Source organism: Halobacillus mangrovi (assembly GCF_002097535.1).
GTDB classification, from domain to species: Bacteria; Bacillota; Bacilli; order Bacillales; family Halobacillaceae; genus Halobacillus; species Halobacillus mangrovi_A.
In genome coordinates this window covers 3,048,507-3,072,038 of record NZ_CP020772.1, presented here as the reverse complement: position 1 = coordinate 3,072,038, position 23,532 = coordinate 3,048,507, and the positions used below count along the sequence as shown (strand labels likewise).

Sequence of the window (23,532 nt, the reverse complement as noted above, 5' to 3'; positions counted from 1 at the left end):
AATATTTTGTTTCATGGCATCGATTGGCGCATGTTATTTGCTAAGCTGAATGTAAACCTATTTTAAATGGGGGAAGCTGATGAAAAAGAAACCTGTATGGAGTTGGATGCTTTATGACTTTGGTAACTCTGCCTTTGCAACAACAATCATGGCAGCTGTACTGCCTGTATTTTATTATGATGTGGCTGCCAAAGGAGTTCAAGATTCCCTTGCTACCAGTTACTGGGGTTATTCCCAGTCGATCGCAGTATTAATCGTAGCGGTGCTCGCTCCGATCTTAGGTGCTATTGGTGATTATTCGGCAGCTAAGAAGAAGTTCTTGATGTTCTTTGCTTTTATGGGGATGATTGCGAGTGTTCTACTTGCATTAGTCGGAGAGGGAGACTATATATTTGCCTCTTTTCTTCTCATTGTGGGGACGATAGGGTTTTCTGGAAGTAATGTATTCTACGACGCGTTTCTTCCAGAAGTCGCAGAGGCAGATAAGATGGATAAGGTCTCAGCCTGGGGGTTTGCCTTTGGGTATATAGGAGGAGGCGTGCTTCTAGCTATAAACCTGTTGATGATCATGAAATACGAATGGTTTGGGCTCCCAAATGCTTTAGCGGGTACACATCTTTCATTCATCTCAGTCGGAGTATGGTGGCTAGTATTTAGTATCCCTCTGTTTAAAAACGTCGTGGAAGAAAAGAAGACCAAAACGAAACGGACACAATCCTATGCTTCTATCGGATTCAAAAGAATTGGCAGAACTCTAAAGGAGCTAAATCAATTTAAGCAGCTGTTACTATTTCTATTTGCTTTCTGGCTTTTTAACGATGGAATCTCAACGATTATTAAGATGGCCACCATTTATGGAAGAGACATTGGAATAGATAGTACTGCTCTCATTACGGCTCTCTTAATTACGCAATTTGTTGGCATTCCATTTGCATTCTTATTCGGATGGCTGGCCGAAAAGATTACCGCAAAACGGGCATTGATGCTGGCATTATTTATCTATCTGCTAATTGTTGGGTTAGGGTATTTCATGTCCTCTGCTCTCCATTTTTATATTCTTGCTATTTGCGTAGGGTTCGTGCAAGGAGGAGCCCAATCATTAAGCCGTTCGATATTCGGAAAAATGGTCCCAGGAGACAGACATGGGGAGTTTTTCGGCTTTTATGGTATATCCTCCAAGTTCGCAGCCATCTTTGGTCCGTTTGCTTTTGCTTTAGTGGGACAAATTACAGGATCAAGCCGGCTTGGGATTCTTTCTCTGATCGTGTTCTTTCTTGGTGGAATGATTCTTCTCAAGATGGTAGATGTAGAAAAAGGAATCCAAGAAGCAAAAGAGCATACGGATGCAAAACATGAAGTTACGATCCATTCGTAAAAAAATTTTAGTAGTAATGGACTGCTGTGAATGACCGCTTCAGAGCTGCTGGTGAGTCTCTTCTTGATTTGCACTTTGAAGTCTCACCGGTGCCCACGGAAAGTGAAGCAATTGTCGGACCGGCCATACATCCACCTTGCAAGACAAATGTACGAAGTATGGCAGATATTGGACTAATTGTGCTAATCTATGACAAAGCCGAAGGATGGTGAGGTCTTGTCAAAAGAACTTCACCATCCTGCGGCTTTTATAATGCTTGAAACACTTTTGTCCCGACCTCTACACAATTGGCTTACTATATTGATTCGTGTGGTTTTCTTCTAACGGTTTGCCTGTGTCATAGGATACATTACCGATGATGGACTTGATTTTCTCCCACTTTACCTGCTGAGGATCATTCCAATAGGATAATATGTCAACAAAGGCTTGCTTTCCTTCCGTTAAGGCCACTTCATAGAGATCTAAGAAGGAATCGACCATCTCTTCATTTGTAGCTGGATGGTGCCATGAAGTTCTTTGCTCATTTAAGTAGTCTAATTCTTTCTCAATCGGTTGATGGGAAAACGGACCAACGAGAGAGCTGAACCGTTTATTTTTCCACCCCCATGGATCATAAAGGACTCTTTGAGCTATACGGATATGGCTGTAGGATTTCTCGACAAAGTCGTTTGGATAGCGATCGCTTATTCCTGGATAGTGAGTTTCAATGAGACTTTCTAATAAATCTGTCATCGGCTTTTTCCAATGCCCCATAGCTATCTCTTTATGAACAGGGGTTTTCCACGTACGAATGCCTTTGTATTTATTGAGCACCAATGTATCGATAATGACCTCAAGTTCCTGGTGCTTGTTTTCCTCATATCCCGCATGATAATGAATATAAGGATGAGTAGTCCGATCAAGAATATGGTGGCTGACAAACCCAAGAATGAAGGCTTGGATGGGGTTTTTGTGATAAGTTCCACGCTCAATCATATCCAGCAAGAAAGGACCGCACTGTTCGGTATGAAGCTTCATACCTACTTCTTCTACCTGGTCATCTGGAAGAAACGGCCAAAAGTTATGATAGAAAAACGGGTCAGGTCCTTGAGCACCTACATGAAGAGGGGCAGCGGAAGTATTCAATAAATCCTCCCGGTCAATCTTTTCGCACAGCGTATCCGCAAATAATATGTGAGTCCATATATTTGGCAAAGGAACCACCTCATTTTCTTTTTATTATATCAGTGTTTCATAAGAAAAAAGAGCCTCTCGTCAGAGGCTCTTTCCTTATACCACCTTAATTTACCCTGAAAGATCAAGCAAAAACAAAAATCTGTTGGCTACGATATCCTCCTTCCCTTGAAGATATGTAGTTTCGTTTTTGCCTCCTTTCTTAATGTTGTTTTAACTATACAACAAAATCTGAAAAGTGTAAATAGTCAGATAATAAAAAATGTCTAATTTCGTGGAAAGGTGTAGATGATTGTTCAAAAGATTCTTGATACAATAAACGTGCACATCATTATAAGGGAGGATTACTATGGATTACCGCATTGAAAAAGATACGATTGGCGAAATAAAAGTACCAAGCGAAAAATATTGGGGAGCACAAACGCAAAGAAGTAAACAAAACTTTCCGATCGGCGATGAAAAAATGCCGAAAGAAGTTATAGAAGGCTTTGCGATTTTGAAAAAAAGTGCAGCAAGAGCAAACTTCGAACTTGGATTGTTAGAAGAGGAAAAAGCTGATGCTATAGAATATGCAGCAGATCAAATCGTATCAGGCCAATTAGAAGATCATTTTCCACTTGTGGTATGGCAGACTGGGAGCGGCACACAATCAAACATGAACGTAAATGAAGTGATCGCTTACGTTGGAAATGAGTGGCTTAAGGAAAAGAACAGTGAGACTCGTTTGCACCCGAATGACGATGTCAATAAATCTCAAAGCTCAAATGATACTTATCCGACAGCGATGCATATTGCCTCTGTTCGGAAAATTGAGGATGTGGTTATGCCAGCACTGACTCAATTGAAAGATACCTTAAAAGAAAAAATGGAAGCGTTTAACGAAATCGTAAAAATTGGCCGTACGCACTTGCAGGATGCTACTCCATTGACGCTTGGCCAAGAAATCAGCGGCTGGCATCGTATGCTTGAAAAAACGGAAAGCATGCTTACTGAGAGCGTTCGATATGCTAAAGAGCTGGCTATTGGCGGAACAGCTGTTGGAACAGGTTTGAATGCGCACGAGGATTTTTCTGAACAAGTCGTTGCCAAAGTCAACGAAGTAACAGGTAAGAATTTTATTTCCGCACCTAACAAGTTCCACGCTCTGACATCTCATGATGAACTTGTCCATATTCACGGTGCTTTGAAAGCTTTAGCCGCAGACGTTATGAAGATCGCCAATGATGTCCGCTGGTTAGCTAGCGGTCCGCGTTGTGGAATTGGAGAAATTACGATTCCGGCAAATGAACCTGGAAGTTCTATCATGCCAGGAAAAGTGAATCCGACTCAAAGCGAAGCCGTAACAATGGTAGCAGCCCAAGTCATGGGGAACGACGCTACAATCGGTTTTGCTGCAAGCCAAGGAAATTTCGAGCTTAACGTTTTCAAACCGGTCATTGCTTACAATTTCCTTCAATCCGCTCAACTTTTAGCAGACAGTATGGTTTCGTTTGAAGAGCGGTGTGTGCGCGGACTTGAACCGAATCATGAACAAATTGAAAAATATTTGCGTGATTCTCTAATGCTTGTCACTGCACTCAATCCGCATATTGGTTATGAAAATGCTGCGAAAATTGCTAAAACAGCTTTTGAAAAAGATCAAACGTTAAAAGAAACGGCTGTAGAAATGGGAATACTGACAGAAGAGCAATTTGAGGAGTATGTGAAGCCGGAAGAAATGACAAAACCTAACGCCAAATAAACAGGTTAGCCATGTGATCACCCCAACAGTATACTCCAATAATTACCATAAAAATTTTTGACATAAAAATGTCATGTTGGAGTCATACTACGATTACAAGACAGGAGGTGAGACACAATGGCTAACAACAACAGTTCAAACGAGTTGGTTGTACCTGGTGTACAACAAGCTCTAGACCAAATGAAATACGAAATCGCTCAAGAATTCGGTGTACAACTTGGTGCTGACACTACTGCCCGTGCTAACGGTTCTGTAGGTGGAGAAATCACTAAGCGTCTTGTACAAATGGCTGAACAGCAGTTCGGTGGACAACAACAACAACGCTAAATAATTTGAAGGAGGAGAAAGGGTGCGCCCTTTCTCCTTATTTATTTGGAAAAGAGCGTGTATGTTATGCAAGAAGAATGTGGTATTTGTAATGGTTGGGCAGAAAGTGAGCGGACTTGCCCAAAGTGTGGAGGAACGATGCATGATCAAGGCAGGATCACAGACTATCTTGATGATTATAGTCCTTATCTGGATTTAAAATATACAGATCTCGTCGACGGTGATGTGGATTCCTCATTCACTGGAGAGTGTGTACATCTTTTTATCTGTGAAGATTGTGGGCTTAATGACATTCAAACGACGTAAAAAAGCGCAGCGTCCACGCTGCGCTTTTTTATATAAAGTTTAGGGGATTAACGGATTCTTTCTTCAGTATCTTTATCAAAGAAGTGAACTTTGTTCATATCAATAGCAAGCTCAATTTCTTCTCCGCCTTTAATATCAGAACGTGAATCGACGCGTGCGATGAACTCCTGGTCATCCAGTCGAGAGTACAAGTAGGATTCTGAGCCCATAAGTTCAGCTACTTCAATATGTGCCTTAATTTTCTTATCCTGGTTAGCATCAATGAAAACAGGCTCATCATGCATATCTTCCGGACGTACACCGAGGATGACATCTTTACCAATATAGCTCTGCTCGCGCAATGGCTTCATTTTTCCTTCTGGAACCGCAATTTTCACGTTACCAAGTTCAATGTGTCCTTCTCCAAGTTTACCGTGAAGGAAGTTCATAGCTGGAGAGCCGATGAATCCTCCAACAAAGACGTTTTCAGGTTTGTCGTAAACTTCTTTTGGTGCGCCGACTTGCTGGATGAGTCCATCTTTCATAACTACAAGGCGAGTCGCCATAGTCATCGCTTCCGTTTGGTCGTGGGTTACATAAATCGTAGTCGTCTGCAAACGCTGGTGAAGCTTCTGAATCTCCGCACGCATCTGTACACGAAGTTTAGCATCCAGGTTTGACAGCGGCTCATCCATCAAGAAGACTTTTGCATCACGTACGATCGCACGTCCAAGTGCAACACGCTGACGCTGACCACCTGATAATGCCTTTGGTTTACGATCAAGTAACGCTTCAAGTCCAAGGATGTTGGCAGCGTTTTTTACGCGGCGGTCGATTTCAGCTTTATCCATTTTACGTAGTTTAAGACCGAAAGCCATGTTGTCATAGACATTCATATGCGGGTATAGCGCGTAGTTCTGGAATACCATCGCAATGTCACGATCTTTTGGTGCAACATCGTTCATACGCTTGTCATCAATCATGAAATCACCATTTGTGATTTCTTCAAGACCAGCAATCATCCGAAGGGTTGTTGACTTACCACAGCCGGATGGACCTACAAAGACGATGAACTCTTTGTCTTGAATGTGAAGATTAAAATCATCAACCGCTTTCACCTTTTTATCATAAACTTTATCAATGCTCTTCATTTGAATTTCTGCCATTAGGAAAACCTCCTATGTATTTTGAAATCGTTTTCTTGTGTGTGAATTCAGTGTATCGAAGTTGGGGATATTGGTAAATGGACAAAGTGCACAAAGATGTGAAAGCGCTTTTGTGCACTTTGTCATTTCATGCAGAAAAAGGAGTTATGGAACAATCTCATAAAGAATTAAGAAAGCCACCTCTTAAAAAGAGGTGGCGGCAGCCGTTTATTCATAATCCAACATGAGCAGGGCAAGGTAAGTGGGTACAGCATAGGCGAACTGCTTCACATCAATGCCGGTTTTCTCAATAAATTTATCTACTCTATACTGCAAGCTGTTTCTGTGCATGTAAAGCTGCTTGGCAGTTAATGAAGCGTTCGCTCCTGTTTCTAGGAAGACTTTAATCGTATGTAGGAGGTCTTCGTCATCTTGTACTTCACGGAATATAGAGCGATAGAGATGCTTCCAATGAGAAGGAGGCAGAGCATCGATATAAAGGTAGGACAAAGTATCCTTGTAAGTTGCCACAGAAGAAACTCGATAGCGGTCGGCAACAGAGTGACAATGAGAAGCCCATGAAAATATTTCAGGTGCTTCTGTTACTTGTCGAGAAAATTCACTTATGTAAAAACGGATCTTTGTATAAAAATCGCTCATCAGAACATCAATAATCTCGTTGAAAGAGATAATATCCTGATCTTCAGTCATAATCTCTTCAATAATAAAACCTGACCGGTCCGTTTCCCAAAACAGTGGCATCTTCCGTGGAAATAGGGACTGCAAAGCTTCTTGAAAGGTATCCTTATTTGCTGGTTCTTCTGAGATAGAAAAAAAGACAAAACGATAGTCTAGAGGCAGCTCAACACTTAGCTTTGAACTTTTGCCTCGAAGAAGATCCATCCAGGATTTTTCACGCTCATTTTCAGATGGAAGGTGTATAGGGTAAGGAGTTAAAAATAGAGATAATAGCTGCGAATCCCGATTTGAGAACTCTTCTTTTTTAATTCCTATGGTGTCTAGCTCTGGGGTTTGAAACCATTCATAATCAAAAGGATGGTCAACGTTATCAGGTTTTGATAAGATCAACGAAGGGTAAATAGATTGTAATTGATTAATTATTGTCATTGCTATCTTCCTTTTTAACGATATATTTACTATTATGTATTACATAATGAGGTTTCCGCAAGCTAGCCTCTTCCTAGTAGTGGAGACAGCGTCGGTAAACATACAAAAGGGGTGCGTTAAATCATGGATCAAGTGAAGCAACAGAGTTATTATGGGCAGGAAACCAAAAACCGCCTGAAACGAATAGAAGGGCAAGTTAGAGGCGTTTTAAAGATGATGGAAGAAGAGAAAAATTGTAAAGATGTGATTACTCAACTGTCCGCCGCACGAACGGCTATGGATAGAGCAATCGGATATATAGTAGCCAAAAACCTGGAAACGTGCATTCGTGATGCACATGAGGAAGGTGAATCAGCAGAGGAGCTGATTAACGAAGCGGTACAGATGATTGTGAAGAGCCGTTAATGAGAAGACGATGATGCTTTTTTGCATCATCGTCTTTTTTTTAGGAGGGCTTAAGGAATTAGAGAGCGGGATTATCGATCCGAGCGGTGTTCAACTTGCTCCTGCTCGGGTATCTCATGGGTTTCGCCGATTTGCTCTCTACCATAGACGGGGAGGACAGTACCTCCGGCCATTCCCTCGTTGATCATACGATCGACATCCAGCTCATATCGATCCTTGCCTTCCGGTGCGCGTTTTCTTTCATCTTTCTTCAAATTCGTCACCTCCTCTTTTCTATTTTGTCCGCTTTGCCGATAACCATGAGAGGCACAAAGCATTTATGATGGTTTATCACTCTTTTTTTAATGATCAGCTTGAGGTTATTCAACAATTTAGCAGTATTCTAGAAGACTTGATTTCGAGGTACTGTGAGCTTTCCGTTGCCCTAAGTAGAATTTGGAGGTCGGAGAAATCACTCGCTTTCGGTGGGCATGTGCTGAGCCTCCTCGAGCTAAAGCTCTCCGGGGTCTCACCTATCATGTTCATCCCACAGGAGTCTCGCGATTTCTCCGACCTCCTTACGACTGGTGGGAGTAACGGAAACGTTATTGGTACCGAAAATCTATCTGTAATCTAAGAAATCAGAGCCACCTTACACCTGTTAAATGGGGCCGTTCCTTACACTATAGATGGGTTGGATGGAAAACGGCGAGACTCCCGCGGGAGAAGGAGCTAGGAAAGACCCCACAAGGAGTGAAGCGACTGAGGAGGCTTGCCAGTTCCCCCGCAGGAAAGCGAGTTGTTTTCCAGCCAACCTTACGCTTATTACGCAACGGCCCCGAGAACATCTCAAAGTCAAGGCTTCAAGATAAGGAGGCTTTTATTAAGGAAGGAGTAATAGAAGAAAAATTAATGGTAAATCAATGTGTCGAGACAAAAGAATAGGCATAAGGTTGTCCCTCTCGCTCATATCTATTTAATAGAGGAGGGGAGACGAATGTATAACCAACCCAACCGGTTCTTGGCAATGCTGAAGGTGGCAATAGAAAACGAGTGGAATGCGAACGATTTCTATAAACGTCTAGGTGAGGATACGAGCAATCGCATGTTTAAAGACTATATTAAGCATGCAGAAGATGATGAGCTGGAGCACTACAAAATGTTTCAACGCCTGCATTATCAGTTAACAGGTCAGTACCATCGGTTCAAACCGGAAAAGGTGATGTATCAGTCTTTTGAAGACGGTGTGAAAAAAGCACAGAAGGATGAGTTTGAAGCAGCTGAAATGTATCGTGAAATGCTCTTTATGCTTCCGAATCAAATGGCTTATCAGCCTTTATTTATTGCAATGACAGATGAAATGGAACATGCCACACGTTTTGGCACAATTTTAGGACGTTTAAAATAACCCTATTTCAGGTCTAACTAAGACCTGTTTTTTTATGCTCTCATTGGCACATTGAAAATAATTGGATTATACTGGGTACAGCATGATTAGAAAGAGGTTGTACCATGAATCCTGTGATATTGATCGTAATAATGATTATAATAGGCGCAATGATAGGAGGGGTCACGAATTCATTAGCTATCAAAATGTTATTTCGTCCCTATCGTGCCATTTATATTGGAAAATACCGTTTGCCGTTTACTCCTGGACTTATCCCAAAACGACAGCAGGAACTTGCCCGGCAATTGGGAAAGATGGTTGTTGAGCATTTGCTGACTCCTGAAGGTTTACGCAGAAAGTTAAAAGCTCCTATTTTTCAGGACCAGGTTACCACTTGGGCTCAAAAAGAAGTTGAAGGTTGGCTTGATCACCCAGCGACTATAAAGGACCTCGCCCGTGACCTGGACGTGGACATTTCATCAAAGAAGCTTGAAAAATCAGTGTCTGGATGGATTGAAGACCGCTACCATACGATTATGAGTGAGTACCGGCATGTACCATTAGAAGAAATTCTCTCTGAAGAATGGAAGCGCAAAGCTGAAAAAGGAACCGATCGTTTGGCTGATCATATCCAAGAAAGTATCATCAGGTACTTTCAAAGCAGAGAAGGCAGACAAAAAGTAACAGCTCTTATTGAAAATTATCTTGATAATCAAGGGTTCCTCGGGAACATGATTTCTTCCTTCATGGGACCTGATGGAATTACAGAGCGAATTTATCCCGCTATTACAAGATATATTGCCGACAATGAAATGAATGTTTGGCTGAGAGGGATGCTTCAATCAGAACTTAAAGAACTTATGCAGCATCGAGTAAGTTTTTTTGAAGACAAAATTGGGCGAGAGACGATTGGGCGTGTGCTTGGCCAATCTGTAGCCAAGGCTTTGCCAATCGAAAAATGGGTGACAAGGTCTATAGCTGAATGGACCCGTCCCCACCGTGAGAAAATTGTTTATAATCTCGTTCCGCTCTTTATCACGAAAATGACCGAGCTTCTCTCATCTAGAATGGACCGTATGATGGAAACCATGCATCTTTCTGAAATTGTTCAGGAAGAAGTGGAAGCCTTTCAGGTTCAACGTTTGGAAGAGATGGTATTAGGCATTTCAAGAAGGGAATTCAAAATGATCACCTATTTAGGTGCCTTACTTGGTGGATTAATTGGAATGCTGCAAGGGATTATTGTGCTATTTTTCGGATAATTATGGTTTCCTATACAGACCTTCTTTAGTTTGTTATAGTGGGGAAGGAGTCACAGAACGAAACTTTTAGGAGGTTCTTATTTTTATGGCAAATCTATATGATCACGCGTATGATTTAGAAAAAGCGATTCGAAATAGCGAAGAATTCACAGGCTTGAAAGAAGCTTATGAAGCAGTAATGAATGATGAAGCTGCTAAGAAAATGTTCGACGATTTCCGTCAGACTCAAATGACACTTCAGCAAAAGCAAATGCAAGGTGAAGAGATTTCTGAAGAGGAAGTCGAGCAAGCGCGTAAAGTCGTTGAACTTGTTCAACAGCACCCACAAATTTCCAAACTTATGGAAGAAGAGCAGCGCTTGAACACAGTCATCAATGACATCAGCCGTATCATCACAAAGCCTCTTGAAGAGCTTTACGGCAATCCAGAAGAACCACAACAATAAAGAAAAGCAGAAGCCACCTAAGTAAAGGTGGCTTTTTTTTGCGTAATTCACTGTAACTAATAATAGAGTTCTAGGTAGAGCTACCTGTAATTCAGCACTTTTCTTCGATTCTTGCAGGAAATTGTCTTCCTGCCACAGAAAATGTTTAGGAGAGATGAAATCATTTTTTATAAAGGGGTATGAGAATGGATTTCTTTAAAATAGAAGAACAGGATAATGTCGTCTATTTAAAAATTGCACGCGGAGAAAAGTACAATGCTCTAAATATAGAAATGCTTGAAGAATTCTCAGAAGCAGTAAGCGAAGTGAAAGAGCTTGAGCCTCAAGTCGTTGTTCTTTGCGGTGAAGGAGAAGGATTCTGTGCAGGCGGAGATATTTCAATGATGAAAGAAGTGCAAGATGCAAAGAAATATGATCAAGTTATGGACCATATTGAAACAATCGTAACAACCCTTTATACAATGCCTAAGATTGTGATCTCAGCTCTCCATGGGCCGGTTGTTGGACTCGGGTTGAGTATCGCGTTGGCAGCTGACTATGTTGTGGCTGAAGCAGACGCAACGATTTCCATGAATTTTATTGGTATAGGTCTTGTCCCTGATGGAGGCGGTCATTTCTGGCTCCAGGAGAGGTTAGGGACCCATCAGGCTAAGCAATTTGCGTGGGAAGGTCAACAAATGAAGGCTAAGGAAGCGTTCGATCATAAACTTGTGGACATTGTCCTTAACGATTCGTTTCATGATGAAGTAGCGGCAATTGCAAGGAAATGGAGTATGCGTCCTTTGCAATCGATGATCAAGACCAAACAGATTTATCATCAATACGGCGTGGATAAACTTCTTCAATATCTTTCCAAAGAACGACAAGCCCAGTGGGAGTTAAGACAGACAAAAGATCACCTGGAAGGTGTTACAGCCTTTATGGAGAAACGAAAACCCAATTTTCAAGGAAGATAAAAAGTCGCGCCGATAGCGCGACTTTTTTTATCTGTGAAAGAGTACAAGATGACCTTCGGGAGCGACACAACGGTGGGTGTGTTCGCTGAATCCTTTTTCTTTTAGTTTCTCACTGCCGATTTCTTTTGCTTGATCATCAGTCTCGGCTTGGAATGTTTCATCTAATACATTTGTTCCATCCTTTTCGAATACAGTTAGAAAGTATGTTTTCATTGGTGTTCCTCCCTCGAATGAATATGTATTCATTATACTATCTTTGGTATGTTCACGATAAATTCCTGCTTAATTCTAAAAAAAATTGTAAAAGATTGAAACGTTTATAATTCTGGCTGCGTATTACATTGTAGAGAAGAGAGGGGTGTAGGTATGACATTACGCTTACATAATGTAACTAAGAAATTTGGTTCGTTCACAGCGGTAGACCATCTGTCGTTAGAGATCCCTGAGAAGCAGATTTTCGGTTTTCTCGGAGCTAATGGTGCTGGAAAAACAACGACATTTCGAATGATCCTCGGTCTGCTTGATCAAACAGGAGGAACAATCACATGGAATGATGGAGATATTGGGTATGACCAGAGCCATTTAATCGGGTATTTACCGGAGGAGCGAGGACTTTATCCTAAATTGAAAGTTCAGGATCAACTTGTTTATCTTGCTAAATTAAGAGGGATGCCTAAATCTGCATCGATTAAAGAACTGGAATATTGGCTGGATCGATTTAAGGTTCCTGATTATAGAAATAAAAAGGTAGAGGAATTGTCTAAAGGGAATCAGCAGAAAATTCAATTTATATCAGCTGTTCTGCACAAACCAAATTTATTGATTCTTGATGAGCCATTCTCTGGGCTTGATCCCGTAAATGTGGAAATGCTTAAAGAAGCCGTTGTGGATTTGAAGGAATCCGGTACTTCCATAGTATTTTCTTCTCATCGAATGGAACATGTGGAGGAGTTATGTGAGCATTTGTGCATCCTGCATCATGGTACACCTGTCGTCCACGGACAATTGAAAGAAATTAAACGCTCTTTTGGTAAGAAAAACATCCGTGTTCATGCTGATTTCGATACCCGATATCTGGAGAGTGTATCTGGGGTAACGAAGTACAGACCGCTTACGGAAGGCTGCGAGTTACAGATTAAAAATGAAGAGGTATCTCAAGAAATATTTCGTGAGCTTTCTGGAAAAGGGTTTGTCCGCACCTTCAACCTGGAGGAGCCGACATTAAATGACATTTTCATAGAGAAAGTTGGTGCTTCCTATGAATAAATTTTTCATTATGTTATCTCATACGTATCTGAACCGTGTAAAATCAAAATCATTTCTCATTACAACCATTCTTACTGTTCTCTTAGTTTTTGGTTTAACAAACCTCCAAACCATCATTGAGCAATTCAGCGGAGATGAAGAAGAAAAGAAGGTAGCTGTCGTTACTGAAAATGAACAATGGTACCAATCACTTAATGGGATGTTAAATACAAACGAAGACTATATTCTTGAAAATTACAATGGTAGCCTTAAAGAAGCAAAGGATGAAGTAGAGGAAGGGGACTTTCATTCTGTTGTAGAACTGAGCGAAAATGAACAAGGGCTTCCGGAGGGAACATACTATGCTAATCAAATTGCAAATACAGGAGAAAGCCAGCCGATTCGTCAGGCACTTCAACAAGTAAAAGTTGGTGTCGTTACAGAAAAAGCTAACGTTGAACCCTCTACGATTCAACAAATATCTTCTCCTGTCGACTTTGATTTGGTTGCTTTAGAAGAGAGTGCAAAATCAGCAGAGGAGTTAAGTCAGACACGGGGTCTTGTCTATGTAATGTTATTTTTTATGTACTTTTCAGTTATGATGTATGGCAATATGATTTCTACAGATGTAGCAACTGAGAAGTCCAGTCGAGTTATGGAGATCTTAATTTCAAGTGTATCCCCAGTCTCTCAAATGTTTGCAAAAATTATAGGTATCGCTTTAGTAGGCTTAACCCAGTTCGCGATTCTTTTACTTGTCGGTTACTTCGGTATTCAGCAAGCGATGAGTTCTAATAATGGATTACTGTTGGAGTCGTTTGGATTTACTGAAGTCCAGGCTAGCACAATCATCTACGCAGTTGTATTCTTCGTGCTCGGCTACCTGCTTTATGCTACATTAGCGGCAACACTTGGATCACTAGTTAGCCGACTTGAAGACGCTCAGCAAATTGTCGCACCGATGATGATGCTTGTGGTTGCAGCGTTTATGATTGCGGTCTTCGGATTGTCCATGCCTGAAGCACCTTTTGTCACTGTGACCTCTTACATTCCATTTTTCACTCCATTGATCATGTTTTTACGGGTAGGAATGCTGGATATCCCGGTATGGGAAGTTACGCTTTCTATATCCATACTTGTCGTTTCAATTATCGTGCTAGGCTTAGTTGGAGCAAGAGTTTATCGTGGAGGAGTGTTAATGTATGGGAAATCCTCTTCCTTGAAGGATTTTAAAAAGGCATTACAGTTATCGAAAAAAGAAGGATAACGCTCTATACCCGTATTTCACACAGTGAGAATACGGGTTTTTAATATGCTCTATGGTTTGTAGATACAAAAGTCTATGTTCAACTATATAGCAGTTATCTTGAAGACTTGATTTCGAGATAACTTCGGTTCGTAACTGTAAAAGGGTTAGGGATGGCTGGAAAATAACTCGCTTTCCTGTGGGGGAACTGCCGAGCCTCCTCATTCGCTGCGCTCACTGTGGGGTCTCGCCTGGGTCCTTCTCCCACGGGAGTCTCGTCATTTTCCATCCATCCCTCCTGTCAATAATTTTAACGAACCTTAAAGAGTTAAGTTTCAGTATCCAGAGGATAGTTTTATGAATTCCTCTAACAACAGAGTGTAAAAACTCCGCGGAGCCCGTTTATATAGTACAAGTACAATAAGTGTGCTTCTCAAATGGAGAATTTACTATCTCATAAGGGGGTTTCCGTTCAATTCAATAAACGTAAAGGTGGGAGGGGAAATGGGGAGACTCCTGCGGGAATGGTATGGCTGGGAAGACCCCACAGGTTGGCAAACCGAGGAGGCTTGCCGTCATCCCCGCGGAAAGCGAGCCATTTCCCCGACCACCTCTCCAGATGACTAGGTAACGGAAACAGCCCCCATCTAAACAAAGCTATTATCTCGAATCCAAGTCTTCAGGATAAGGAGGCGTTAATGGAATAAGGGACTATTATTGAGTTTAGCTGCAATCAATTTTTGCGAACGTGCATTCGTAAGTGTCCTTTGTTAAAATATAAGGAACAACATTTATAGAACGGAGCTTGCGTATGCATTCAAAATTAAGGTTTTTACATAGCGCAGATTTGCATTTGGACAGTCTGTTTAAAAGTAAAAATCATTATCCTGATGAACTATTGGAACGATTGAGAAAAAGTACATTTGAAGCCTTCGAACGCCTCATCAACCAAGCCATCGAGCATCAAGTCGATTTTATTTTGCTGGTAGGAGACTTATTTAACGAATCTGTAAGGAGTTTGAAGGCGCAGGTTTTTTTGAGAAATGCTTTCCAGAAACTTAATGATTACGGGATCGAAGTATTTGTAAGCTATGGAAATCATGACTACCTTCAAGGGGAACGGTACCCGATTAAATTTCCTAGAAATGTCCACGTCTTTTCTTCTCAAGAAATAGAAACCATTCCATTTTATAAAAACGACCAACATATCGCCAACATATACGGATTCAGCTATATGGAAAGAGAAATACGTGAAAGAAAAGTCAATGAGTATGTAATTTCAGGGGATCCGAGGTATCACATTGCCATGCTGCACGGCAGCCTTGAAACAAACACCGATCATGATGTCTACGCACCGTTTCGGATGGAGGAGCTTTATAATCGTCAGATGGACTATTGGGCACTTGGACATATCCATCAAAGACAGGTGTTGTCTGAAGACCCACCTGCTATCTATCCGGGAAATATCCAAGGACGATCAACAAAAGAAGCAGGCGAAAAGGGTTGCTATTTAATAGAATTTAATGGTGTCGATGATAGCCGTACTTTTATAGAACTACATAGTTTCACTTTTGAATCTGTAACTGTATCCTGTGATCATCTCACTTCTCCTCATGAACTAGAACAGGTACTTCAACAAGCTAAATCACAGGTTTCTCAAAGAAACAAGTGTACGATGCTGGAAGTAAACCTTACTTCAACTACGGGCGAATTGAGCAAGTGGGAAGGTGAAGATCTGCTTGGTGAGTGGGTGAATATTGTCAACGAGACTGAAAATATCACTGGGGATTGGATTTTTATCCACCGTGTAAAAGTGGAAGATCTTCCATTTTGGAACGAAAATGAGTTAAAGAAGGGGCAGCATTTTATCGGAGAGTTTCTTAGAGGGATGGATGATGTAAGTGATGAAGAAGTGCAAGAATGGCTTGCTCCCTTATTCAAACATCGAAATGCAGCAAAGCATATGAATCCTTTGACCCGTGAAGAAATCTTAGACGAGATGGAGTCTGCAAAAGTAATGGTGATCGACCAATTGTTAAAAAGAGAGGACCAGTCATCATGAATATTAAAGAAATTCATATTTATGGCTTTGGGAAATGGCAAAACAAAGTGTTTTCTCTAGAGCAAGGGCAGGTCAATCTTTTATCAGGACAAAATGAAGCTGGGAAGTCAACCATTCACCAGTTTATTCTTTTTATGTTATTCGGACTTACACCTAAGCAAAGAGAATATTACCAGCCTAAAAAAGGAGGAGCGATCGGCGGCCAGCTGACGATCAGCACGGAAAAGCACCAGCAAGTGGTCATAGAACGCCTTCATAATCAACGGAACGGTAAAGCACTTTGCAGACTGGCTAACGGAGTGGAACATGGCGAAGATTGGCTCTACGAATTGTTGAAAGGAACAAATCGGGAGGTCTATAACTCTATTTTCAGCTTCAGTGCCGAAGACTTACTAGACTTGCACCGAATGTCAGGCAGTGAATTAGGAGAAGTATTATTAAATATTGGCTTAACGGGTTCTGATCGAATATATGAAACGGAGAAGTGGTTCGATAAGCAAGTTGAACAGCGGTTTAAGCCGAAGGGGAGAAACCCGTTAATCAATCAACAGCTTCGTGTGGTAGAAGGTGTCCAAAAACAACGTTTTGCAGCTGAAAGAGAAGAAGCAGATTACCAGAGGCTGCAAGACCATCGAGTAAATCTTATTCATCGAATGAATGAAAATGAATGGAAGGTTAAGGACACAAGAAAGAAGCTGTATAGCTACGAGCAAATACTAAAAGCGATCCCTGTAATCTCGGAGTATCATCAGCTCCAAAAGCAAGTGAACGAGAGTGAGCTGCACTCCGAATTTCCTTCACAAGGAAGAGAACGTTACAGGCAATTAAGAGAAAATCTACTTCCACTTGAAAGTGAAAAGCATTTATTAGAAACAAGCCTTGAAGAGATGATTGAGTGGCTAGATAAACTTGAAGAAAACCAGCCGAGCTCTGATGAGTTAGAACAAGGAAGAGTTCTATTGCAAGAGCGAAACCGTTATGAACAGGCAATCCATTACAAAGAGCAAATGAGCGGTCAGATGGAGATAGTCCGCAGTCAATTAGACCAGCAGCTTCGTCATTTGGATCTTCCAATTTCAGAAGAGGAGTTAATAGAGTCCCCTCTGCCTTTTTACATAGAAGGAAGGTGGGCAGATTTAAAGAATGAGGCGCACGCCATTAAACAAGACGAAACCCGCTTAAACGAAAGTGACCGAGAGTTACATCAGGAACAGCAGCACATAGAAGAAAAACTAGAAAAGTTAAAGTTGGAAAGTATCAGTGAAGAGGAAGCGAATCAGTATTCGAAAGTCATCGACGAATCTTACCGCCGTAAAGATTTACCAGCGATAAATGTGGAACCTATAAAACAACGACGTGACTTACTGTTCAGGTTTGCGTTGTTTCTTCTCATCGCCGGAGGACTGGCCGCGTGGATCACTTCTAGTATCTTGTTAGGCGTGTTTTCAACAGTAGCGGGTATCCTTTTTCTTCTTGGAGGTTTTACCAATCATCAAACGTATCAAAAGAATTTGCAGGCATCTAAGGAGAGTGCTGCCCATGTTCCAAAGCTGTCGGTGGAAGAAGCAAGAGAGAAGTTGCAGCAGTTTGAAAAGAATAGGGCAGAGTATAGTCACGTAAGAAACCGTTGGAAACAATTGAATCAAGAAGAAATTCGGCTGGATGAGAAACGAAAGCTTTTACTACAGAGGAAAAGGAGATTAGAAGCGGGAATTCAGGAGCAGGAGAATCTCTATCCGTTTTTAATGGCTCTTGACATTGGTCATTGGGATAAGCTTTATCACCTTTTGGCCAAGGCGAAAGAAAGAAGTGAGGAGCTGGAGTCACTTCAAAATCAAATCGAATCGAATAACCAAGTAATTCAGAGGATATTTTTTGATCTGGAGAAGTTTTACAATGATAGGAATTGGGAATCGGTTCAGAAAAGCGTCGATCAATTGTGGGAACACCTTCAATTATGGGTGCAGAAACATGAACGAAATGCAGAACGGGTAAGGCAATTGCATCATGAAGTGGATGAGACGAAGCAAAAGATTAATGAAATCAACATACGGCTTGTTTCGTTCTTCAAGAAAAGGGATGAGCTTTTTAGTCAAGCCGGAGCAGAAGATGAGGACTCCTTTTATTCGTTAGCCGATAAGCATGACAGATTGAAGGAGGATCAAAGATCACTCCAAAGTTTGGAACAGCAGGTTAACGGGATGATTTCTGAAAGTGAACAGCAGGAATTTAACATTTGGGAGCAAACTCCACATGAGTCTAAGCTCAGAGCAGAAATGCAAAGCTTAAACGATGATATGACAGAAACGGAAACAAACTTGCGAGAACTTCAGCAAGCTTTGTCGGATACAAAAAATCAGCTTTTACAATTGGAGAACTCAGGTCAACTTTCTGAATTGATCCACCAATCAGAGTTAGAAAAGGATAAATTAAGAGAGTATGCAAAAGAGTGGGCTAGACATCAACTCGCTTTTCAACTGTTACAGAAAACCAAAAAGCAATATATGGAGAAGTACCTTCCAGAAGTTATTGAGAAGGCTTCTGTGTATTTCAGACAATTGACAAACAATCGTTACACGGACATTCTCCTTTTATCCACAGAGCAACAAGAGATGAAGCTTGTTCATAAGGACAGTCAGCATTATGAAGTTCAAGAATTATCCAGAGGGACGAAGGATCAGCTCTATGTCGCTTTAAGAATTGCTTTAGGAGAGACGATGGCAGAGGCATTACGTCTTCCATTTCTCATGGATGATGCTTTTGTCCATTTCGACCATGATCGTCTTCAGGTCATGCTGCGAATATTGGAAGAGGTTGCAAGTCGCCATCAAGTCGTTCTTTTTACATGGAGAAGCGATCTACAGAACCAATTTAGCAAAGCAAAAGCGCTAATTCTGGACTAAAATGTGGGATAAGGTCGCATATCCCCTATTTTAATGATAAAATATTTTAAGATTAAGGCGCAGTAATGATTTATGGATGTTTTGTAAAGTAAGGAACCAGTATACAAACCTCGCTCCTGACATGGTCTACCTGCATGGAAGAAGCAGAGGGCATGGGTATAAAGATAAGAATTGAGTAAATAGCAATTGGAGGGTTTCCATTGCCAGAAAAAAATAATAATGACTGGATTAAATATGAAGAAACAATCGAACAATTCATACAAGTGATTGCAAAGAACATGAATCTATATGGTGTCACCCCGTCCATAGGCCGATTGTATGGAGTGCTTTACTTTTCTGGAGAGCCAATGACCCTTGATGATATGAGGGAAGCCCTTGAAATGAGTAAAACGAGTATGTCAACGGGTGTAAGGGCTCTATCTGATATGAAAATGGTCGAACCTTCATTTAAAAAAGGGGTCCGCAAAGATTTGTACAAGTCTGAAGAAGATTGGTACAAGTCATTTACCTCTTTGTTTGGAAGTCGATGGAGGCATCATACAGAAACCAATATTGAAGAAGCTGATGAAACCATACAAGAATTAATGAATCTTAAAGAGAAGACAGAGGATGAAAAATTAATTGAGAAAATTGATCAGGACATCGAAAAGCTCACGTATGCTCAAAACTATTATCGATGGCTGATGAAATTCATCCATGTCGTAGAGTCTGGTGAGATCTTTCAATATGTACCTAAGGTCGAACAGAAAGAAACCCAGGATTCCTAACTGTATAAAGCTGTCCCCACCTCCAGGAGCGTAGTATTATAGTACGTGAAGGGATGAAGGGACAGTTTTTTTATATGAAAAAGGGGGAGTGAAATTTGAAAAAAGGAATAGCTTATTACCAAATTGGAGAAACCTTCGATCATTTTCTTTTGATAAAATCAGCTACAAAAGGAGTAGCTAGTAATGGCAAACCATTCTTATCGTTCATGCTGAAGGATAAGACAGGGGAAATTGACGCTAAACTTTGGGAAGCGAGTAATGAGGACGAGCATGTTTTTCAGCAGGGAGAGCTTGTAAAAGTAAGTGGGGAAGTGGGACAATTCCGAAATAAACCACAGTTGAAAATTCACAGTATCCGTCCTTCCCAAAAGACGGATGGAGTCTTTGTGTCTGATTTTATTGAGAAAGCGCCTGTTGAAAAGGGAGACCTAATGGAGCGCATCACAGAGGCAATATTTGAAATGAAAAATGCCAACCTCCAAAGAATCACTCGACAGTTTGTGAAGCAATATCAAGATGATCTGCTCACCTATCCCGCAGCTGTCCGGAACCATCATGAATATGTGTCAGGCCTTGCCCATCATATCGTTTCAATGCTTCGATTGGCAAAAGAATTAGTTGGACTCTACCCCGAATTGAATAAAGATTTGCTTTATGCAGGAATCATCCTACATGACCTGGGAAAATTGAGAGAGTTATCAAATGCATCATCCCCCTCCTATACAATAGAGGGGAAGTTGATTGGTCATATTCCTTTAATGGTGGAAGAAATTCGAGTTATTGCGAACGAGCTGCAGATCGAAGGTGAAGAAGTAACCGTCTTACAGCATATGATTTTAAGCCATCACGGAAAAGCGGAGTGGGGAAGCCCGAAACCACCACTAGTACGGGAAGCGGAAGTACTGCACTACATCGATATGCTTGATGCAAGACTTAATATGATGAATCGGGCATTAAGTAAAGTGAACCCTGGCGATTTTACGGATAAAATGTATTCACTTGAACAACGTTCTTTTTATAAACCGTTATTTGAAGAAAAATAACCGCTGTAGGAGAAAGACATATGAAATGGAAAGATTGGGATCGGAATTTAAAGATCCGTTTGTTTGGGGAAGGTTCGATGAACATCTTATTTTGGATGTTCTTCCCCTTTATGACGATCTACTTTGAACGTTCGTTTGGAAAAGATTATGCGGGAATTCTATTAATGCTATCCCAGGCCTTTTCCGTGCTTGCTAGCTTGATTGGAGGATATTGTGCAGATCGTTTCGGCCGAAAAAGAATGATGGTCTATTCTGCAATAGGGGAGAGTTTTACCTTCGTACTGTTCGCAGCTGCCAATTCCCCTTGGCTTGATTCTCCAATAGTAACGTTTATTGCCTTCAGTTTATTGGGCATATTCGGGGCTTTTTATTGGCCAGCTTCCCATGCAATGGTCGCTGATGTTGTACCAGAAAAACATAGAGCAGATGTTTTTGCAGTTTTTTATACGTCTATTAATATCGCAGTGGTTATCGGACCTCTTATAGGGAGTTACATCTTCTATACATATCGATTTGAGATGCTGCTTGCTGGAGTGGTTATCACTGCACTTTTAGCTGGGGTTCTTTCTTACTACTTAGAGGAAACGACAACGGTGACAGAAAGGGTTAAGGAAAAAGGAGAAACTCTATTCTCTGTAATCTGGAAAGAGTTAAGTGACTACCGTGTCATCGCTAAAGACCGGACATTTCTTCTGTTCATCATTGCTGGTGTTTTAGCTGCACAAACATTTATGCAATTGGACTTGTTGATAGCAGTTTACACGAGTGAAGTCGTTCAGAACCAAACTTTGCTTCAGTTGGGAGACTGGAAATGGACAGTTTCAGGTGAACGAGCTTTCGGTCTCGTGTTAGCTGAAAATGGTTTGCTCGTTGCTCTATTTACAGTAGCCGTAACGAAATGGATGAATCGGTTTAAGGAAAAGAGAGTGTTTATTTTTTCCAGTCTATTTTATGCAGTAGGGATTACTTTATATGGAATGACCCAGAGTGTTTGGGTATTCATACTGGCCATGGGAATTTTTACTTTTGCAGAATTAATGGTCGTTGGTATTCAGGAAAGCTTTGTTTCTAAACTCGCTCCAGAAAATATGAGAGGGCAGTATTTTTCTGCTGCTTCGTTACGGTTTACAATCGGAAGACTGCTTGCCCCATTAAGTTTGATTTTCTCAAATTATATGAGTTATTCTATGACATTTGTCTTGCTGGGCCTTTTTGCTGTGGGAAGCGCAGCTATCTATTTTGTTATGTTTAGAAGGATAAGAGAGGGTATTTCTTAACAAGGCTTGTTCATAATCTGGGAATGGACTTCATAGACTAGATACAAATGAGTTAGGGAGGAACCAACTATGTTGTTTGGGATTCCAATCTGGGTGTACTTTTGTATTATTTTTATTTTTATAAGTGGTTATATGGCTATTCGTGCGATGCGGGCAGAGCATCATTTGGAGCAGCAGTTTATCGAACAAGAAGGTCAAGTCTACTTGAAACGGATGGAAAGAGAGAAAGAAAGACGAGGCAAAAAAGAGAAAACGATGATGCCAGATTAAAAGCCAGGTGATTGGAATCACCTGGCTTTTGGTTTGTTAACCTGAATGGTTAGTGCTGTTTATGAAATGATGTTGTTTATTCTTCGGTTGTGTTTTGCTCTGAACTATTTCCCTCTGTTCCGCCTGACTCAGAACCTTCGGCAGGAGCAGATTCAGGTTGTTTGAATAGGTCTTTGTACTCTTCAATTTTAACGTCAATTTCTGCTTCTTGCATCAATTTATCCATTTTCTCTTGCAGCTTAGCCTGATCGACTTTTTGACTAACAAGGGTACGCTTGATTTCTTCTTTTGCTTCTTCATATGGTTTCACATCTTCAGCATCTCGTTTGTCTGTTACTTTAATAATATGAAAGCCGAACTGAGTTTTGACAGGTTCGCTAATTTCACCTTTTTCAAGGCTATATGCTGCTTCTTCGAATTCAGGTGCCATTTTACCAGGTCCGAACCAGCCAAGCTTACCACCTTGCTGTGCGGATCCGTCAGAAGAATATTCACTTGCAAGTTTACCGAAGTCTCCTCCGTCTTCAAGCTTTTGTTTTACTTCTTTAGCTGTTTCTTCGTCTTTGACTAGGATGTGGCTTGCTTGAACTTCTGTCTTCATGCGCTCATAGTATTGCTTCATCTCTTCTTCGGAAATTTCGACATCTTCAGATGCTGCTTTTTCTTGTAGAAGACTGAAACGGATGACTTCTTTAAATTCTTCTTCGCTTCCATAGCCGCTTTGCTGAAGGACCATTTCAAACTGGTCACCGTATTGTTCTTTTAGAGTTTCTAGTTCTTTATTGACTGCTTCATCAGATACATCGTATTTATTTGCTAGGACTTCTTTCATGACTAGTTGCTGTAGAACTTGTTCTCCATTACTTTTCTTTAATTCCTGATAAAATTCTTCTTTTGTGATTTCCCCGCCGCTTGTTTCTACAACAGTTTTGGAATCATCCGCATTAGATGAACAAGCGGATAAAGTGAATACGCTGGCCGCTATGGCAGCTGTGATTGCAATTTTCTTCATGACGTACACTCCTATTTGCGATTTTATGATTTTCATGACGTAGAGATCTACTTATTACAGCCCATGAGTAAATATAACATATTTTGCCTTGCATGTTCC

The 23,532-nt window shown here is 41.0% G+C and carries 23 protein-coding genes; 17 read left to right on the top strand and 6 right to left on the bottom strand.

Annotated elements, in window-relative coordinates; all coding sequences use genetic code 11:
* Window positions 1–79 precede the first annotated feature (79 nt).
* Complete coding sequence (locus HM131_RS15295) at window positions 80–1,375, top strand: MFS transporter (RefSeq protein ID WP_085030592.1); 1,296 nt, start codon at window positions 80–82, stop codon at window positions 1,373–1,375.
* A 279-nt stretch (window positions 1,376–1,654) separates the two neighbouring features.
* On the opposite strand, the gene HM131_RS15290 is transcribed toward HM131_RS15295, so the two are convergent.
* Window positions 1,655–2,569 (bottom strand): zinc dependent phospholipase C family protein, encoded by a 915-nt coding sequence (locus HM131_RS15290; protein WP_198162645.1) that lies wholly within the window; start codon window positions 2,567–2,569, stop codon window positions 1,655–1,657.
* Window positions 2,570–2,897: 328 nt separating this feature from the next.
* Between HM131_RS15290 and fumC the strand changes: the two genes are divergently transcribed.
* The 3 genes from fumC to HM131_RS15275 all read left to right on the top strand — a co-directional run bounded on the left by fumC (window position 2,898) and on the right by HM131_RS15275 (window position 4,922).
* On the top strand, window positions 2,898–4,289 hold the full coding sequence (fumC, locus tag HM131_RS15285) for a class II fumarate hydratase (RefSeq protein WP_085030590.1): 1,392 nt from the start codon (window positions 2,898–2,900) through the stop codon (window positions 4,287–4,289).
* Window positions 4,290–4,406: 117 nt separating this feature from the next.
* Window positions 4,407–4,616, top strand: a complete 210-nt coding sequence (locus tag HM131_RS15280) for an alpha/beta-type small acid-soluble spore protein (RefSeq protein ID WP_085030589.1) — start codon at window positions 4,407–4,409, stop codon at window positions 4,614–4,616.
* Window positions 4,617–4,682: 66 nt separating this feature from the next.
* Window positions 4,683–4,922, top strand: a complete 240-nt coding sequence (locus HM131_RS15275) for a hypothetical protein (RefSeq protein ID WP_085032040.1) — start codon at window positions 4,683–4,685, stop codon at window positions 4,920–4,922.
* A gap of 47 nt (window positions 4,923–4,969) precedes the next feature.
* On the opposite strand, the gene HM131_RS15270 is transcribed toward HM131_RS15275, so the two are convergent.
* Entirely contained in the window at window positions 4,970–6,067 is a 1,098-nt protein-coding gene (locus HM131_RS15270; protein ID WP_085030588.1) for an ABC transporter ATP-binding protein, read from the bottom strand.
* Window positions 6,068–6,274: 207 nt separating this feature from the next.
* Entirely contained in the window at window positions 6,275–7,174 is a 900-nt protein-coding gene (locus HM131_RS15265) for a PucR family transcriptional regulator (RefSeq protein WP_085030587.1), read from the bottom strand.
* A 123-nt stretch (window positions 7,175–7,297) separates the two neighbouring features.
* On the opposite strand from HM131_RS15265, the gene HM131_RS15260 reads away from it, so the two are divergent.
* Window positions 7,298–7,579, top strand: coding sequence for a metal-sensitive transcriptional regulator (locus HM131_RS15260; RefSeq protein WP_085030586.1), 282 nt, complete (start codon window positions 7,298–7,300; stop codon window positions 7,577–7,579).
* A gap of 71 nt (window positions 7,580–7,650) precedes the next feature.
* Here the strand turns inward: HM131_RS15260 and HM131_RS15255 are convergent, their stop codons facing one another.
* Entirely contained in the window at window positions 7,651–7,842 is a 192-nt protein-coding gene (locus HM131_RS15255) for a hypothetical protein (protein WP_085032038.1), read from the bottom strand.
* Between the two features lie 713 nt (window positions 7,843–8,555).
* On the opposite strand from HM131_RS15255, the gene HM131_RS15245 reads away from it, so the two are divergent.
* From HM131_RS15245 to HM131_RS15230, 4 genes are all read left to right on the top strand, one after another.
* Window positions 8,556–8,966 carry a ferritin-like domain-containing protein gene (locus HM131_RS15245; RefSeq protein ID WP_085030584.1) on the top strand — a complete coding sequence of 137 codons (411 nt, stop codon included), beginning with the start codon at window positions 8,556–8,558 and terminating at the stop codon, window positions 8,964–8,966.
* A 104-nt stretch (window positions 8,967–9,070) separates the two neighbouring features.
* Window positions 9,071–10,207 carry a DUF445 domain-containing protein gene (locus tag HM131_RS15240; protein WP_085030583.1) on the top strand — a complete coding sequence of 379 codons (1,137 nt, stop codon included), beginning with the start codon at window positions 9,071–9,073 and terminating at the stop codon, window positions 10,205–10,207.
* An 85-nt stretch (window positions 10,208–10,292) separates the two neighbouring features.
* Window positions 10,293–10,652 (top strand): YlbF/YmcA family competence regulator, encoded by a 360-nt coding sequence (locus HM131_RS15235; protein ID WP_085030582.1) that lies wholly within the window; start codon window positions 10,293–10,295, stop codon window positions 10,650–10,652.
* Window positions 10,653–10,837: 185 nt separating this feature from the next.
* On the top strand, window positions 10,838–11,608 hold the full coding sequence (locus HM131_RS15230; protein WP_085030581.1) for an enoyl-CoA hydratase: 771 nt from the start codon (window positions 10,838–10,840) through the stop codon (window positions 11,606–11,608).
* A gap of 27 nt (window positions 11,609–11,635) precedes the next feature.
* Here HM131_RS15230 and HM131_RS15225 read toward each other — a convergent pair whose 3' ends face one another.
* A complete protein-coding gene (locus HM131_RS15225; protein ID WP_085030580.1) occupies window positions 11,636–11,821 on the bottom strand; it encodes a YhzD family protein in 186 nt (61 codons plus the stop codon).
* Window positions 11,822–11,974: 153 nt separating this feature from the next.
* Between HM131_RS15225 and HM131_RS15220 the strand changes: the two genes are divergently transcribed.
* The 8 genes from HM131_RS15220 (at window position 11,975) to HM131_RS15185 (ending at window position 22,421) form a co-directional block, all read left to right on the top strand.
* On the top strand, window positions 11,975–12,874 hold the full coding sequence (locus HM131_RS15220) for an ABC transporter ATP-binding protein (protein WP_085030579.1): 900 nt from the start codon (window positions 11,975–11,977) through the stop codon (window positions 12,872–12,874).
* Complete coding sequence (locus HM131_RS15215; protein WP_085032036.1) at window positions 12,867–14,120, top strand: ABC transporter permease; 1,254 nt, start codon at window positions 12,867–12,869, stop codon at window positions 14,118–14,120. Before HM131_RS15220 ends, HM131_RS15215 begins: the two co-directional genes overlap by 8 nt.
* A 790-nt stretch (window positions 14,121–14,910) precedes the next feature.
* Window positions 14,911–16,161 carry a metallophosphoesterase family protein gene (locus HM131_RS15210; RefSeq protein ID WP_085030578.1) on the top strand — a complete coding sequence of 417 codons (1,251 nt, stop codon included), beginning with the start codon at window positions 14,911–14,913 and terminating at the stop codon, window positions 16,159–16,161.
* The gene (locus tag HM131_RS15205) at window positions 16,158–19,064 is read left to right on the top strand and encodes an ATP-binding protein (RefSeq protein WP_085030577.1); all 2,907 of its coding nucleotides are present in this window, start codon (window positions 16,158–16,160) and stop codon (window positions 19,062–19,064) included. The genes HM131_RS15210 and HM131_RS15205 overlap by 4 nt, the downstream gene beginning before the upstream one ends.
* Window positions 19,065–19,264: 200 nt before the next feature.
* Window positions 19,265–19,831 (top strand): GbsR/MarR family transcriptional regulator, encoded by a 567-nt coding sequence (locus HM131_RS15200; protein WP_085030576.1) that lies wholly within the window; start codon window positions 19,265–19,267, stop codon window positions 19,829–19,831.
* Between the two features lie 95 nt (window positions 19,832–19,926).
* Window positions 19,927–20,874, top strand: coding sequence for a 3'-5' exoribonuclease YhaM (yhaM, locus tag HM131_RS15195; protein WP_085030575.1), 948 nt, complete (start codon window positions 19,927–19,929; stop codon window positions 20,872–20,874).
* Window positions 20,875–20,894: 20 nt separating this feature from the next.
* Entirely contained in the window at window positions 20,895–22,151 is a 1,257-nt protein-coding gene (locus tag HM131_RS15190) for an MDR family MFS transporter (protein ID WP_085030574.1), read from the top strand.
* A gap of 69 nt (window positions 22,152–22,220) precedes the next feature.
* Window positions 22,221–22,421: a sporulation YhaL family protein gene (locus HM131_RS15185; protein ID WP_085030573.1), complete on the top strand. Its 201-nt coding sequence runs from the start codon at window positions 22,221–22,223 to the stop codon at window positions 22,419–22,421.
* Between the two features lie 76 nt (window positions 22,422–22,497).
* On the opposite strand, the gene HM131_RS15180 is transcribed toward HM131_RS15185, so the two are convergent.
* Window positions 22,498–23,433, bottom strand: a complete 936-nt coding sequence (locus tag HM131_RS15180) for a peptidylprolyl isomerase (protein WP_085030572.1) — start codon at window positions 23,431–23,433, stop codon at window positions 22,498–22,500.
* Window positions 23,434–23,532 lie beyond the last annotated feature (99 nt).